The following is a 15327-nucleotide window of genomic DNA, read 5'->3' on the forward strand; positions in this document are numbered from 1 at the left end:
GATTACATCGAACACTGCTTAGAGCAGCTATCTTCACCTCACTGCGATCTCAGCAGGCTCTTACCCTGGCACGTCAATCTAAGCAAGGCGTAGTTCGTCGGACGCTCACGAAAGAGAGTGAATAGCCCGTTGCTAACGCAACGGGCTTTTTTACGTCTGCGATTTGTGGTTTTGAGTCATGTTGTGCTTAGCGGTGTGGCCGATATGCCCGCTTCGAGGATAATAAAGAGTAGGTTAACCGACTGAGGGTAAAAATAGTAAGGTAATTTGCAGATGACATGAGCGAAATATTCCATGACACTCAAACTCAGTAGCGTCATGGATCATCAAGATTAGCTATTTAGCGTTAATCTTTAATTTAAAAGCTTTTTTGGTTTCTTCATCGGCTTGCTCATACCAAAAGTCGAGCATTTGACCCACATTAATCTGGTCTGATTTAGCGTTGGAACCCTGCGCAGGGAGTGCCGCAACGACTTGAGCATTAATAGGCGGGCTAGCTAAAATGACGGGCGCAGCTAATGCAGCGATTGCAGCAACCTGATTGCTACTATTGTAAATACTGATCTCCTCTTCGTAATCACGACCTAGCTGTAGACCCTCTTTTATTAATAATCCCTGTTTAAAATCGATACTTGTACCTGATGAATCTTTGACGGTGATCTGAGGGTTGCTGTTGAATGCATCAGCGTCTCTATTTGACCGTATTCTTGGAAAACTGATCGTTAATTGCTTGTCTTTGGCTGTAAACGTCACAATAATTACGTCAGAGCTAAATTGGGTTTGTGACCCCTGTTGTTGGTAACGGCCTATATACCTCAGGGCTATTTGATTCTCACCATTATTGAGTGAAAGCTCTTTATTGCCATCAGCCTCTTTACCATTGATAAGGACAAGTTCAGAGTTGGATGGAAGTGTTAGTTCTACATTGGCAATTGCGATAGAGTGAACGCAAAGTAATGCAGTGGCCAAGATACACGGGTATATTTTCATAGAAAACCTCTATTAAAATTGATACCTACTTTATAGCAGAACGATTATTTTTTTGCAGGTTCATCTGAAGTAACTGAGCGATTCAATGCGAATGCTTGGATATTATTAACAGTTTAGCTTTAAGATGTTAGTTATAATGTGGTTTCATTACGGTTGTGGAGAAAGCGGGTGTTAACGAAAATTCTTGTGACTTTGTTAGTCATAGCGGGTGCCATTTTTTATATTCGTCAATCTAAAGTAAGCCGAACAAAAGAACGAACTCAAGATATGGGTAAGGGGATGATTATTCGCTTCTCTCTTTATATCACTTTAAGTATTTCATTATTGGCAAGCGCAGGCTATTGGTATTGGGATTGGCAGGATGGTAATAAGGTTGTTAGTGTAACGATAGTGTCGCCGGTGAGTAATGATACTGTTGTTTATCAAGTAAGAAAGAAGCATATTGCTAACAACGAAATAATAACGATAGATGGAATAAGAGTCAGATTGTCTAATCAAGAGCGAATAACCATCGCAAATGCAGTTCAAGAGTAATATTTGTGGTTTTTCGTTTAGTTAGCGCTTTGTACTCTCTCTTTTTGGGTTAGAATAGCCTCGTTTTTTTTACCCCTATCAGTTGATTAAATGTAAGAAGGAGGAGCTATGATAACAGCCTATGCCTACGAGAATCGTAACCTAACGATTAGCGAATTGAGCATCAAGGATACTATCCCTCCCGGCACGACTTGGTTAGATCTTTATAAGCCTGATGATCAGGAACGTGAGTGGTTAAGTCAGTTTTCAGTTGAAAATGTTCCTGAAGAGGAAGATATCAATGAGATTGAAGCTTCAGCACGTTTTTATCAGAATAAAGACGGCTTGCACATTAACTCTTTGTTTCCCCAAAGAGCAGGGCAAGACGTTAAGGGTGTAAACGTTTCATTCAATATCCGCCAAAACTTTCTGTTGACGATTAGAGAAGAGGACGTTGGTTTAATAAGACTACTTAGAAACTATCTACGTCTAGGTAGAATTGAAGCTACGTCACCACAAGCATTGCTACTTGAATTGTTCAATCTAAAAGTAGATTACCTGTCAGATTTAATTGAAGACGTTTACAGCGTGCTTGATAACGTGAGTGAGGAAGTTTTTAAGAATGAAGAGCTCGATGATGTCTTCAAGCTCATTACCCGACAAGAAGACTCAAACGGTAAGATTCGGTTAAGTTTACTTGATACACAGCGTTCATTGCGTTACATGCAAAAGCACTATCGTGGTCAACTCTCAGATGGTGAGATAAAAGATCTTAGAGAGATGCTATTGGATATTGAATCGCTGATGCCACATAGTCAGTTTATCTTTGATAAATTGAATTTCTTACTTGATGCTGCAATGGGCTTTAGTGGACTGCAGCAAAACAAGATTATTAAAATATTTTCGGTTGCGGCAGTGGTGTTTTTACCGCCGACAGTGATTGCTAGTAGCTATGGTATGAACTTTACCAATATGCCTGAACTGGATTGGAAGTTGGGTTATCCGATGGCTATTTTGATGATGTTCGGCAGCGCAGCGGGGACCTACTTCTTTTTCAAGCGTAAAGGCTGGCTATAAAACGGTAAGATATAATTAAAATACTGAAACGACTTTGAAACGGTCGTTTCAGTATTTTACGTTATTGATTTTTCCACTTGGCTCAGGTGTCATGCTCGCATTTAGCGAGTGTTTTTTGCGTCTGTTTGTGGGATGTTGTTTGCAAAAGAAAGTACCTTAGCTTTATGTTGATAAAACTCATCGGGATGATTAAGAACATTGTTAAGACTCGAGAGTTTTTGGTACATCATGCTGCTGACTATTTGGTAGCGTTGGTAGGGTGTTTTGCATAGAGACAATTTCTTGTTGAGGTGGCTCAGCAGTGATATCAACTTTGGCTTACTTGCTGCAGAACTCTCATCAATAACTTCTTTGTTTAACTTTTTTTGCAAAGCATTTAATTTGCTAGGTTCGTTTTCTGCTAGCCAAAGTAACCTGTCAAAACCGGGAAGCTTAGTCATAAAAACTCACTCTAAAACGTTTTCTGATAGATTAAATTTAGTAACAGGAACGAAATAGAGCAAGAAGTAGACCGTTTTATCATGTTTTTTTAGCTATCGGTACCAAAATAATAGCTAACTCTTTCTCTCGGGTTGAGATATTTAAAGACCTTTTCTGGCAGAGCCGCTGGGGGTAAACACCTAACAATAGTCATCTCTTCTTGTGCCAGCTCAACGATAGGCGCTTGTTCTTTTGGCACTAATGCATCGTAAACAAGGATCCTAGGTAACAGTAGCTGACTCATGTTCACCGACATCACCATACCGTATTGGCCAGAGGATAACTCTACAATGCTACCGGGCGGATAGATCCCTAACATCTTTACCATTCTGCTGACAATTTGCGGGTTTAACTGCGTTTTATAATGCTTATAAAGGTAACCTAACGCTGAAAACGGGGTGCGGGCTTTTCTACTTCGGTCTGAATGGCAGAGGTTATCATAGGTATTTACCGCTGCAACCAATTGGCTTAATTTATCGATTTGCGGTTCTTTCAAGCCTTTTGGAGTGCCGGTTCCATCGAGGAACTCATGATGCTTTAAGATAATTGGCAGTGCTTCTGATGGGAAATTATCAGCAAGCTTTAGCAAATCAACGCCCATCATTGGGTGTTGATTGACAAAGTTTTGTTCAGCCGACGATAGCGGTGACGTCTTTCTCAATATCTGCGAGGGTACTTTAAGCTTACCTATGTCATGAAACAGTGCACCAATGCCGACTAATTCTATTTCATTGCGGCTCCAGTTTAGCTCTTTTGCGATTAGCATCGATAAAATGGAGACATTGAGAGAGTGGAAATAGATCCCTGCATCATCTTTAGTATCAGTCATCAAGTGCAAGACTAACTTATCTGAGGTTAATAACTGCTCGCAGAGATTATGGATAAGCTCCTTTGCATCACTCACAGCATTTAAAGGGCGATTACGCAATTTACCCATCAGGCTGCGGATCATCGCTATAGAACGATCGAAGTGCTGTTCAGTCTTCTGCAGCTGACGCCTGAGGCTTTTATGGGCTTCTATGCTATCCGCTTTTTGCTGACTGAGCTCCTCATGTAGTTGACCTAAATTACTATCAACAATGGGCTGCTTTTTCGTTCTGGCATCTTCAAGTGTCAGCACCGCAGTATCACTACGATCCAGTATGACAAAGACATGCTCAATCCCCAGGTTCTTGATTAACTCAATTTGGGCTTGTTGTCTTATTTTAAAGCTACTGAATAGAAAAGGGTGATCTTTCCATGAAATAGGTAATCGAATGAAATTACCTACCTGCAGTTGTTTTACTGCAACTTTACAACTATTTGGCATATGTATTTGTGTGAGTCTTCCTTAATTTGCTATTTTAACGCAACTTATATTATTTACAATTGCTTAACGCATATGTTTACAATTCTTGCGAAGGCAAGCAGGTTGAGAGTATCTAATGGATTTTATTGAAATATACCCGAATGCACTTCCCGACGATCTTTGTGATCAGCTGGTACATGCCTTTGAGCAACACCCTGGCGTGTTAGCGGGGAGCACGGGTGGCGGCGTAGACACTGAAAAAAAAGTGAGCCATGATTTGATGTTGGATTCTTTTGATGATTTAGCATCGCTTAAAAATGCTTTGCTGCAATATACCTTATCCCATACTGCCGTGTACTTTAATAAGTACTCGATGGCGCTGATGGGAGCGGTATCGGTTGGGGTGTCTAATCACGAAGGTGAAACCATGACGTTAACCCCAGACAATTACGCTGTATTTGGGGAGCCAAGAGCAGAAGCCTTAGTTAAATATCTATATCGTAGTGGCACGATTAATATTCAAAAATATGATAAGAATAAAGGCGGTTACCCCCATTGGCATTCAGAGCAATTTCCACAGCTAGGCCATAACGAAGCCTTACATCGAGTGGTGCTGTACATGTTTTATCTAAATGATGTCGAGGAGGGCGGAGAGACAGAGTTTTATTATCAAGACAAGGTCATTAAACCCAAGAAAGGCACCATGGTGATCGCGCCAGCAGGTTTTACTCACTCCCATAGAGGCAACACGCCCAAGAGTAGCGACAAATATATCGCGACCTCTTGGATAATGTTTAATAGAGCGGAGCAGTTGTACGCGCGTTAGATTGGAATGGATATTCTAAAACATGCACCTTCTAACTCGGATGTCTCAATGCTGAGACGTCCGCCATAACTAATGACGATCTCATTACATACGGCCAGTCCAATACCTTGGCCGGCTTTTTGAGTGTCAGCACGAACACCACGTTGAATAATATTTTGTCTGATACTCTCTTCTACGCCTGGGCCGTCATCTTCTACCAAAAGCTCAAACTCTCCCGCATCATTGTAATAGGACGAGACCCTTACCGTGGTAATACATAGCTTAAAGGCGTTTTCCATTAAATTGCCACACAGTTCCATTAAGTCGCCTTTGTCACCGGGGAAAACGTGTTCTTGCTCGATAACGGCTTCAAATTGTACTTGTTTGTCGCGGTATACCTTAAATAACATTTGCGCCAGCTGGTCAACGAGTGGCAGTATTTGAGTTTGTTCCTGTTTCAAGCCTTTACGGCCTAACATTGCCCGCTTCAATTGGTATTTGACCAATTGATCCATCTGGCTTACTTGCTCCATTATCTTTTCGCTGGATTCTTCTTTATTTAATCTGGCATCATCAGTAATAGCGTGTACGGCGGCTAAGCGTGTTTTTAAACTATGGGCTAAGTCGTTCATTGCATTTTGGTAACGCTGCTGTTGTGCACTTGATTGCACTAACAATTGGTTTAGCGCTTGTGTTACGCCTTCCAGCTCCACAGGGTAACCTTCTGAAAGGGTCGTCGATTTTCCGCTATTCACCGATTGGAGTTCATTTCGTAATTGCACTAATGGCCGCATTCCCCAGTATGCTGCACTAATGAGTAATACCAATGCCAATGCCAACACAAATCCGAGTCGCATATAAGTGCGTCGACTGAATTTACTGTATTCCTCTTCTAATTTCTCGGCATCTTTTAATACCAGCAGATTGTATTCACTGCCAGCAATATCTAATGAGAGTAGATACACAAAGTAGCCACGAGTATCGGCTAAGGAGAGATAATAGGGGGGAGTGCTATTGCGGATCTCGTTAAAACGCTCACAGGTATCGAATAACCCGCGATCAACAGCTAAAGAGGATGTCCAAACCTGGTTAAAGCCACTATCACAACTGGCAATAATGTAACGCTGTGAGGTGCTATTTTCTGCTAGCCATTCATCACTCTTATCGGGTAGTAGATCATGCTCTCTAAGCTCGGCGGCAACTTTGGGGATTTCAGCTATTAGCTGTGAAGTTTCTTCGTTATAGCGATTCTGAACGTGAAGAATATTAACCATCCACGCTAAACCAAAGCCCACTAAAGCTATGATTGATAGCGAGGTCAGAAACATCCGCGTCAGCAGACGTTTCTTAGGTTTAAAGCTTAACTGCATGGCAGATTAAATTTATAACCTTGACCACGGATCGTCGCGATTGGGTTTTCAATTCCATCTTTAGTGAGTTTTTTTCGTAATCGACTGACCATGACTTCAATCGTATTAGGGTCACCCTCTTTGTCACCATAGATAACATCGAGCAGGCGTTGTTTAGCAACAACTTCATGGCAATGTCGCATTAAGTACTCAAGGATTAGATATTCAAAGGCGGTGATATCCATTGGCACTTCATTGAGCGTGACTTGTTTGGCTGCCAAATCTATCTCCAATGCGCCGCTGGTGATTATTGGTTTTACAAAACCAGCACTACGCCGCACCAATGCATCAAGTCTAGCCACGAGTTCCTCTTTCTGGAACGGTTTAACCAGGTAGTCATCTGCACCGGCATTTAGACCTTCCACTTTGTCTTGCCAGTTAACGCGGGCTGTCAAAATTAAAATGGGAGCTTTAACGCCGTTATCGCGCATACTTTTAATTAAGCTAATACCATCTTGGTCTGGCAAGCCCAGATCGACAATGGCAACATCGATAGGATAGTTTGTCGCTTGGTAAAATCCCTCTTTCGCTGTTAATGCAACTTGAAGCTGATTTCCTAGCTCACTAAGCTGCACTTTAAGGTGGTGAGATAAAATAGGATCATCTTCAACAACCAATATTCTCATAGTCAAATATCCTTGAATGCGATAAAGATTAGTTTACGCAGATTTATGCATACTGCCAACTAAGTGTTTCTAATGACGTAGGAGTTTACGCCTCGATTACTTAACCTTGGCTGAATTATGTTGAGGTCTGCATCAACAAAGCATTTAATTGGATGTTTTAACATCAGTTTTAACATCAGTTTTAACAGTGTTATCGCTTAATCGGTAATTATCTAGTGCTTTATAGTGTTTATTCTGGGTTTGTTGGCGGAATTTAGTTAAAATCTGGTAAATTTCTTGTCGGATTAAGTTCATTATGTTTGCAATCAAGCCACTTCTTAGCATGTTGGTGCTGCTGTTCACACCGAGTCTCTTGGCGGCTACTTTTACTTTTACTGCTATTCCTGACGAGGATGAAAGCCAACTTCGAACACGTTTCGATAAAGTCGCTGCTTATTTGGAAGAAAAGCTCGGTGTCGAGGTTAAATACGTACCGGTTAAGTCATATTCCGCAGCGGTAACAGCATTTAGAAACAACCAAGTGCAACTCGCATGGTTTGGTGGTCTTTCGGGGGTACAAGCAAGGCGTTTAGTGCCAGGTTCTGACGCAATAGCACAAGGGTATGAAGATCAATTCTTTAAAAGCTATTTTATTGCCCACCATTCAACTGAGATAATGGCGAGTGATAACTTCCCTAATCTCAATGGTTACACCTTTACGTTTGGTTCAAAAGATTCTACATCCGGCCGCTTAATGCCACAGTTTTTTATCGAACGTAATTTAGGTAAACGGCCAGAAGATATATTTAAACGCATCGGGTTTTCAGGCGATCACAGTCGAACGATAGCGCAAGTTCAAGCGGGTGTTTATCAAGTTGGAGCCGTCAACTATAAAGTGTGGGAGTCGGCCGTTGCGGCGGGTAAAGTTGACTTGAACAAAGTTGACGTTATTTGGGCAAGCCCAACATATCCAGATTACCAATGGACGGTAAGAGCGGGTGTTGATGAGACCTTTGGGACAGGCTTTAAAGCGCAGGTGGAAGCTGCGTTGTTGAGTATGAATGATGCCGAACTGCTTAAGAGCTTTCCACGGAAATCATTTGTGGCAGCTGAAAATCAAGATTATCAACCGATCGAGAATGTGGCTAAAACGATTGGGCTAATAGATTAATCAATGTTAGATATTAGTGATTTATCTTTAAGCTTTGGTGATAAACAAGCACTGGACTCCATTAGCCTTTCTATTACGTCAGGCGAAAAGATTGCTATCATTGGCAGTTCTGGTTCAGGAAAGTCTACGCTGATCAGTTATATCTATGATCAGCTGCAGGGGAGCGCTGCCTATTGCTCCCAACAGCAGGGCTTAGTTGAGAGCTTAAGTGTATTTCATAATATCTATATGGGTGCTCTGGGCAGAAACTCTGCGGTATATAATCTTTTTAATCTAGCATTTCCCTTTAAAAAGCCACTTCTAGAAGTGACTGCAATCGCTAATTCCTTAGAGCTCGACTGCCCAATATCCCAAGCCGTTTCACAGTTATCTGGTGGACAACGTCAACGAACAGCAGTTGGTCGGGCGTTATATCAAGACATGCCGATGTTTATTGGCGATGAGCCTTTTTCTGCATTAGATCCTGTTATGGGTAAGCGGCTGATTAATTTGGTATTACAGCAGCACCAAACCGTCATTATGGTATTGCATGATATGGATATGGCCCTGCAATATTTTGATAGAGTCATTGGTTTGCGTGATGGTAGAAAGTGCATAGATACCGATGCCGCTGCGCTAAGTGCAGAGATGTTGCAAGCATTCTATGAAGACTCAACACACTTTATTGGTGCGTCTATTGAGCCCGCAGAAATTGCCTGATCTTGTCAACATGAGTTCAACTCCACGGCAGGCTTTTTTCGGTTATTGGCAGAAAGTCACGCTGATTTTGCTTTGCGTCACGATGGCATGCTTTTACTGGGCTGATACAGAGATTATTGCATTGGAACCGTGGAGTGAGTTGCAACGCATAGGTTTGGGATTTCTTGCTCCAGATTTTTTAGCGACAGAATACTTATTGGAAGCGGTGTGGCAAACCGTCAGCTTTGCTTTATTGGGAGTGGCTGCAGGATTGTTATTTGGCGCGCCAGTGGCACTTTTTTATAATAAACCTGTTGTTGCAGCAGCTTGTGCCTTTATTCGCTCTATTCATGAACTGTTTTGGGCACTACTGTTTCTGCAAGTGTTCGGTTTATCACCCTTAACGGGTGTGCTTGCTATTGCCTTACCCTATGGCGCGACATTTGCTCGAGTCTTTAGTGATATTTTACAGCAAGCCCCTATCTACACCTTGCAAAATATACCGGCGAATACCGATAAAGTCAGTCGCTATATTTACGGCCGTTTTGCTCATGTGATGAATGAAATCAAAGCTTACGTGCGCTACCGTTTTGAGTGTGCCTTAAGAAGTAGTGCGATACTTGGCTTTGTAGGGATGCCTACACTCGGGTTCTATTTAGAGTCGGCTTTTAGACAAGGGCATTATCATCAAGGCGCAGCGCTACTCATCCTGTTTATTATCATGATCGGCAGCATCCCTTTCTGGTGTAGAGCTAAATTGCTACCCCTGTATTTTATTGCCGCGTTATGGTTATTACCAGAGCTCACCACCATTGATGGATCACTTGTTTGGCGTTTTTTAAGTGACGATATTTTACCGCCGATGTTTCAAAGCCATAGCATGGATCTGTTACTCGATGACCGATGGCAGTTATTTGCAAAATGGTTTTATAATATCGTCACTGAGCAGGCTCTTCCTGGTATGTTGGCGACGGTATTGCTCGCCGTCGCGGCTTTGGGCTTTAGCTACCTGCTAGCGTTACTGATGACCACATTCAGTTTTAAGCCATTAACGGGTACGTTTATCGCTCGAATAAACAATTTTATCTTACTGATTTTAAGATCGGTGCCTGAGTACATATTTGCCTATATCTTTATGCTGTTGTTGGGACCCTCGATGTTGCCTGCAATCATAGCGTTAGCGATTCATAATGGTGCTTTAGTCGCCTATTTAACCGGTAGACAAAGCACTACCACCTCGTTTAGCCGTCATTTTAATGGCAAAATTGATGGTTATGCCTATGACATATTGCCGAGAATATACCCCAATATGATGGCGTTACTGTTTTATCGGTTTGAAGTTATTCTACGAGAAACGGCTATTTTGGGGATGTTAGGCGTTGCCACGTTAGGCTTTTATATCGATAGCAACTTTTCTGAGATACGCTTTAATGGCGCGTTAGTGCTGATAGGGGCGACCGCTTTACTCAATATATTAATCGATATTGCGAGTCGTAGGCTGCTGGTAAATGCGTCTCTCTCACATAAGCCTTGTTAAATCACCGTATAGAGCGAATTCATATACGGTGAAAGTTGAAAGTTGAAAGTTGATAGTGAGAGAATGTAAGCCAGTGCTCGATAAAGAGTTAGCTAAATAATCTACGTTGGCTTCTTCTATAAATGATGCCGTTGCCACACCAGGCTGCAAATAATGTAAACATGACAACGCTCGACATGATGATGCTCAAACGATACCAAGGTGCTTCAGCAAGAATGCGTGCCTGTACATAATCAAACCCGCTCACTCCCCAAACTAGAAAGGCAGATACGATAAGGGCTAACTGTAAAAGTCGAGTCATCCACGTTGATCGAATAAAGAGTAATGCTGGTGCCAAAGCATAGGCGATGCAGGCTTCATTTTGACCAAAACGAAGGAAATGCGCGCCGAGTAATAAATACGCAAGACTGATAAATAGAATACGCCACCACATAGAGTTTTACCTTATTGACCTTTAAATACCGAGCAAGGATACGGTAAAATCAAACTAGTATTCTATAGGTGGCTTCACAAATATAAGACTAATGCCCGTCGGCATCGATATCCATGGGCGGTTATGTGCGCTAAGGCACAACTCTGTCTTTGTTGATGGCAGGCAATTGTAAGTTTCCCAGGTGGTTCTGCAACTTTCCCAACCCGTTCATCAATGCTCTTTGATGTTATCTAGCGCTGATTTAAGCTTTTGTTTATCCTCTTCACTGAGCTTTGCGTGATTAATTAAGCTAAGAATATGTTCAGCACTTGCTTCATCGTCATCACCAAAGATAACAAAACCTCTATGTTCATCACTATCGCCGAATCGCATGACTTCAAGTTCGGTGATCTGTTCAGCAATAATCTCTATATCATCTGCAAGAGATTCAATGTGAATTTCAAACTCACCTTCATTTCGTTCAAACAGTTTTTCTAGTTCTAGGGCTTTCGCCTCAAGTTCACCAGATTTTAACTCGATTTTCATCACATGAGCTTCTATTTGCGCTTCTTTACCATCAAGTGCTTTATACAGTTTCTCCAATTTAATTTTAATAGCCTTGTCATGCTTAGCATCAATCACAATCATATTGTTCTTTGGGTGCAGTTGCATACGCGACAGCATACGAGTCAGCAGCACTTGAGTCTCTTTGGGTAACTCGGTTAATTTAGCGCTAATCACATCCTTATCTTGCAGCTCTTGGGCGGTAAAAGCTAAGTCATGTTGCTTACCGTCTGTGTTAACCGTTATATGGGTAATGTCATTCTCATCGGTTTCTATTTGGGTGGTAAATTCTTTGTGCTTACTGTCGACGACTGCAATTTGCGTCGGTGCAGCAATTAAGCAAGTTGGCAAGGCTAAACCGCAGGTTAATAGTGCGCATACTAATATGTTATTTTTCATAATATCTTCTCTGTTGTCATCAGGCATTGATGTATTTTGAGCTAACGCAGCCACTGAGTTGCACGTTCGCTCATTCTCAGTAATTCTCACTAATTCTCACTAGGTGCTGCCAGTATCGTGCCAACTCATAGCAATGCATTTTTAGTGGGGTTCAGGGCGTGAATAAACGGTTAACGCATTAAAGAACAACAAAGTAACCCTATTTGAGCATATGACTTCCTCAAATGAGGATGTTGTGTTTAAACGTGCTAGGGTTTAAATCAACTATCTAGGTCAATACCGACCTTGCAGAGTATGTTACTGCTGCGGTAGCAATACTTTCAAGCTGGTATTAATCTTGTATAGCTAGTGAAACGAATAAGAAAAGCCTCAATCTCAAATATTTTGGGTTTCATAAAAGAGTCGATTATGTCTATTAAACGTTATGTCTTTCTGTTGTTCGGAGCACTCATTCTTATGTTGGCGATAAGCCAACTTTTTGTGGCTCAGTATTTTAAAACTCAACTTCAGCAAGAGTTAGAGCAAAGCTCAAAATCATTGTCTAAAAGCTTAGTGAGTGTCGTGATCCAAAGGGCGTCTGATATTGAGCGGTGGGAGTTTGCGCTACCGGAAGAAAATGAATTTCTGACAAATATTGAAGAGAATGAAGAGTTTGTATTAGAGCTCGATGAGGATATCGCGGATCTAGAACAAGAGATAGATAACCTTGCCCAATCGCTAGTAGAGATTAGTGCAGATAAAGGGGCATTGGCACTGGGAGGCGATGACTACCAACAGCATCAATTGGCGTTACAAGAGAAGGTTCAAGCGCTGCTGGAGAAAGAGCGCCGTCATATGGAAGGCGAGCGAGAGAACTTACAGCAACTCAAACAAGAGGCGGCTAAAGAGTATCAGTTAAGAGTAGAGCAGAGTCTTGAAAGCTTTGAGATCCATACTGATGATTGGCTACAAGCCGGTCGGGTTTTGATCGTTGCTGGTGACAAAGAAGACGGCATGCTTATACGCGAAGAGCGCAGCATTGAGTTGCCGAGTCAAGGCGCGAATCATCTGCTTGAGCGCTTTAGCGAGTCAGTATTATTTGTGATATTGCTGACGAGTGTGATGGCGCTTATCCTCGCATATTGGCTAAGTCATCATGTTACCGAGCCTTTAAGTGAATTAGCTCAGGGTCATCAAAAATTGGCTGAAGGTAAATTTGGTACTCAGTTAAAAGAGCAAGGCGTTAAAGAGCTTAAACAGATAATGAATGGCTTTAACCGCATGAGCCTAGCATTGGAAAGCTGGAATAAAAAAGAGCAACAGATGTCTCAGCAGCAACATCTTGCTGATCTCGGTCAAATTACCCGAGGTATCGCTCACAGCTTAAGAAACCCACTGCATACACTTGGATTGTTGTCAGAGCAAAGTATCTATACCGACTCTCAAAGCGAGCGTGAAGCGATAAACCAAAAGATGCAAAAGAAGATTGCTTTAATGGATAAGAGTATTCAATCGTTGCTGACGCTTTCAAGTCATGAGGTATCAAGAGACAAACAGGTGCCACTCAATGCCATTGTACAAGACATTCTGTTAGAGCTGTCTATCTCAGGCCTCAAGCCCGAAGTGATTTTTGATGCAAATAACCTAATAGCAGTTTACGGTGCAGAATCGGAGTTAAGAAGTATTGTGCATGCGGTATTGGTCAATGCCGTTGAAGCTGATGGTAAAAAGATTAAAATTGAACTCAACCAATCTAAGAAGGAAAAATCCGTAGTGATAACAGATTGGGGCAAAGGAATAGATCCTTTGATTAAAAGCCAAATGTTTAAACCGCATATCACCACAAAATCAGCAGGCTCAGGCATGGGGATTTACATCGCAAAACGTCTTATTGAGAGTCACTACAATGGCGACATCTACTATGAAGACAATCCGGAAGGCGGCACCATAGCAACCATTACCTTTGTCGAAGAGCAGTGTGAACAGAAGGAAAATAATTGATGAGTCAGCAACCTTTACATATTCTTGTCGTAGAAGATGAGCCCGATCAGCGCTCGCTCATCTGCCAAATGCTGACAGCAAATAACTACCTTGTTAGTGAAGCCGACAGTGTTGAGCAGGCCATTGTGTTACTGAAAAAGAGCGTACCGGATCTGATATTTTCAGATTGGAAGCTTGGACAGTTGACGGGGATGGATCTGCTAACATATGTAAGACGAGAGCATGCAGATTTAGGATTTATCATCGCCACAGCCTACGGAACCATCACCCATGCAGTAGACGCTATGCAGGCTGGTGCAGATGATTACCTGTCCAAACCTTATCAACGCCAATCATTGTTCATGGCGATTGAGAAAGTGGCTAAGTCCCTTAAGCTAAAACAGCACAATAGACGCTTAGCATCGGAGCTTTCACAGCAACAGGAGCTGGTGGGCTTAGTCGGTAAAGCGCCTTGCATGCAAAAGGTTTATACGCGAGTGCAACGCGTTAGTGCAACCGATGCCACAGTATTGATCGGTGGTGAAAGCGGCACCGGTAAAGAGCTTGCCGCAAGAGCCTTGTATCAACTGTCGCAAAGACACCATAAACCTTTCGTTGCCATCAATTGCGGTGCTATCCCGGAAAGTTTAGCGGAGTCTGAGTTATTTGGTGCAGAGAAAGGGGCGTTTACGGGAGCCACTAGTCAAAAAATCGGTAAACTTGAAGCTGCCAATGGCGGCACCATTTTCTTGGATGAAATTGGTGATTTACCCTTGTTACAGCAAACCAAATTACTTCGCTTTTTACAAGAAGGAGTTATTTCTCGGCTAGGACAAAATGGCGAGATCAAGCTTGATGTCAGAGTTATCGCGGCAACTCATAGGGACTTACGCATCGAGGTGGCCGAAGGGCGATTTAGAGAAGATCTTTTCTACCGCTTAAACGTGGTTCCAATCGAGATGCCACCACTGCGAGAGCGTAAAGAGGATATCGGTCGATTAATTGAACATTTTTTGAAGATTCATGGGGGGCAATACGGTGTTGAAACCGTGAATTTAAGTGCTGTAACGATAAAAGCCTTGTTAGATTATCCATGGCCAGGCAATGTCCGTGAGCTGTCGAATCGTATCGAACGTTTTGTATTACTCGGAGATGAAGATGAGTTAGTCGAAGAGTTAGCACTGCGCCCGGGCTCTGTTGATACCACGTTATTTACCGTACCTGAAACGGGCTTTGAGTGGGAAGTATTTGAAAAGGACTGTCTGCAGCAGGCAATGCAACGCCATGACGGTAACCGTACTCGGGCGGCTAAGCAGTTAGGTCTTTCTTATAAAGCTTTTTTGTACCGTCTGGAAAAACATCAAATTATCTGATTGATATTCAGATACTAATGAAATGTACTTTTTAATAGTGCGTAAGCTAAACAAGCTTACGCACTGT

At 42.2% G+C, this 15327-nt stretch carries 15 protein-coding genes; 8 read left to right on the forward strand and 7 right to left on the reverse strand.

The genetic code is table 11. The annotated features are described in order from the left end of the window. Positions 1–336: 336 nt before the first annotated feature. The gene (locus L2755_RS05955; protein WP_248979824.1) at positions 337–990 is read right to left on the reverse strand and encodes a YccT family protein; all 654 of its coding nucleotides are present in this window, start codon (positions 988–990) and stop codon (positions 337–339) included. 168 nt (positions 991–1158) lie between these two features. Between L2755_RS05955 and L2755_RS05960 the strand changes: the two genes are divergently transcribed. Beyond that, positions 1159–1524 carry a hypothetical protein gene (locus tag L2755_RS05960; RefSeq protein ID WP_248979825.1) on the forward strand — a complete coding sequence of 122 codons (366 nt, stop codon included), beginning with the start codon at positions 1159–1161 and terminating at the stop codon, positions 1522–1524. Between the two features lie 108 nt (positions 1525–1632). Next, positions 1633–2580 (forward strand): magnesium/cobalt transporter CorA, encoded by a 948-nt coding sequence (gene corA / locus L2755_RS05965; protein ID WP_248979826.1) that lies wholly within the window; start codon positions 1633–1635, stop codon positions 2578–2580. A 101-nt stretch (positions 2581–2681) separates the two neighbouring features. Here corA and L2755_RS05970 read toward each other — a convergent pair whose 3' ends face one another. Beyond that, complete coding sequence (locus L2755_RS05970) at positions 2682–3020, reverse strand: DUF3135 domain-containing protein (protein ID WP_248979827.1); 339 nt, start codon at positions 3018–3020, stop codon at positions 2682–2684. An 89-nt stretch (positions 3021–3109) separates the two neighbouring features. Continuing rightward, complete coding sequence (locus L2755_RS05975) at positions 3110–4369, reverse strand: HD-GYP domain-containing protein (RefSeq protein ID WP_248979828.1); 1260 nt, start codon at positions 4367–4369, stop codon at positions 3110–3112. A gap of 115 nt (positions 4370–4484) precedes the next feature. Here L2755_RS05975 and L2755_RS05980 point away from each other — a divergent pair, with 115 nt between their 5' ends. Further along, positions 4485–5174, forward strand: a complete 690-nt coding sequence (locus L2755_RS05980; RefSeq protein ID WP_248979829.1) for a 2OG-Fe(II) oxygenase — start codon at positions 4485–4487, stop codon at positions 5172–5174. On the opposite strand, the gene L2755_RS05985 is transcribed toward L2755_RS05980, so the two are convergent. Both L2755_RS05985 and L2755_RS05990 read right to left on the reverse strand, forming a co-directional pair. After that, positions 5171–6523, reverse strand: a complete 1353-nt coding sequence (locus L2755_RS05985; RefSeq protein WP_248979830.1) for an ATP-binding protein — start codon at positions 6521–6523, stop codon at positions 5171–5173. The two genes, L2755_RS05980 and L2755_RS05985, sit on opposite strands and share 4 nt — an antisense overlap. Beyond that, the gene (locus L2755_RS05990; RefSeq protein ID WP_248979831.1) at positions 6514–7188 is read right to left on the reverse strand and encodes a response regulator; all 675 of its coding nucleotides are present in this window, start codon (positions 7186–7188) and stop codon (positions 6514–6516) included. Before L2755_RS05990 ends, L2755_RS05985 begins: the two co-directional genes overlap by 10 nt. Before the next feature lie 295 nt (positions 7189–7483). Here L2755_RS05990 and L2755_RS05995 point away from each other — a divergent pair, with 295 nt between their 5' ends. The 3 genes from L2755_RS05995 to L2755_RS06005 are packed head-to-tail and all read left to right on the forward strand — an operon-like array spanning position 7484 to position 10553. Next, on the forward strand, positions 7484–8338 hold the full coding sequence (locus tag L2755_RS05995; protein WP_248979832.1) for a putative selenate ABC transporter substrate-binding protein: 855 nt from the start codon (positions 7484–7486) through the stop codon (positions 8336–8338). Positions 8339–8341: 3 nt separating this feature from the next. Further along, a complete protein-coding gene (locus L2755_RS06000; protein WP_248979833.1) occupies positions 8342–9037 on the forward strand; it encodes an ATP-binding cassette domain-containing protein in 696 nt (231 codons plus the stop codon). A gap of 10 nt (positions 9038–9047) precedes the next feature. Beyond that, the gene (locus L2755_RS06005) at positions 9048–10553 is read left to right on the forward strand and encodes a PhnE/PtxC family ABC transporter permease (protein ID WP_248979907.1); all 1506 of its coding nucleotides are present in this window, start codon (positions 9048–9050) and stop codon (positions 10551–10553) included. Between the two features lie 88 nt (positions 10554–10641). On the opposite strand, the gene L2755_RS06010 is transcribed toward L2755_RS06005, so the two are convergent. Both L2755_RS06010 and L2755_RS06015 read right to left on the reverse strand, forming a co-directional pair. Continuing rightward, on the reverse strand, positions 10642–10986 hold the full coding sequence (locus L2755_RS06010; protein WP_248979834.1) for a hypothetical protein: 345 nt from the start codon (positions 10984–10986) through the stop codon (positions 10642–10644). 210 nt (positions 10987–11196) lie between these two features. After that, positions 11197–11928, reverse strand: coding sequence for a hypothetical protein (locus tag L2755_RS06015; protein ID WP_248979835.1), 732 nt, complete (start codon positions 11926–11928; stop codon positions 11197–11199). Between the two features lie 408 nt (positions 11929–12336). Here L2755_RS06015 and L2755_RS06020 point away from each other — a divergent pair, with 408 nt between their 5' ends. Then, positions 12337–13908 carry a sensor histidine kinase gene (locus L2755_RS06020; protein WP_248979836.1) on the forward strand — a complete coding sequence of 524 codons (1572 nt, stop codon included), beginning with the start codon at positions 12337–12339 and terminating at the stop codon, positions 13906–13908. Next, entirely contained in the window at positions 13908–15260 is a 1353-nt protein-coding gene (locus L2755_RS06025) for a sigma-54-dependent transcriptional regulator (RefSeq protein WP_248979837.1), read from the forward strand. The genes L2755_RS06020 and L2755_RS06025 overlap by 1 nt, the downstream gene beginning before the upstream one ends. Positions 15261–15327 lie beyond the last annotated feature (67 nt).

It is taken from the genome of Shewanella abyssi, assembly GCF_023284025.1.
In the GTDB taxonomy this organism is placed as follows: domain Bacteria; phylum Pseudomonadota; class Gammaproteobacteria; order Enterobacterales; family Shewanellaceae; genus Shewanella; species Shewanella abyssi.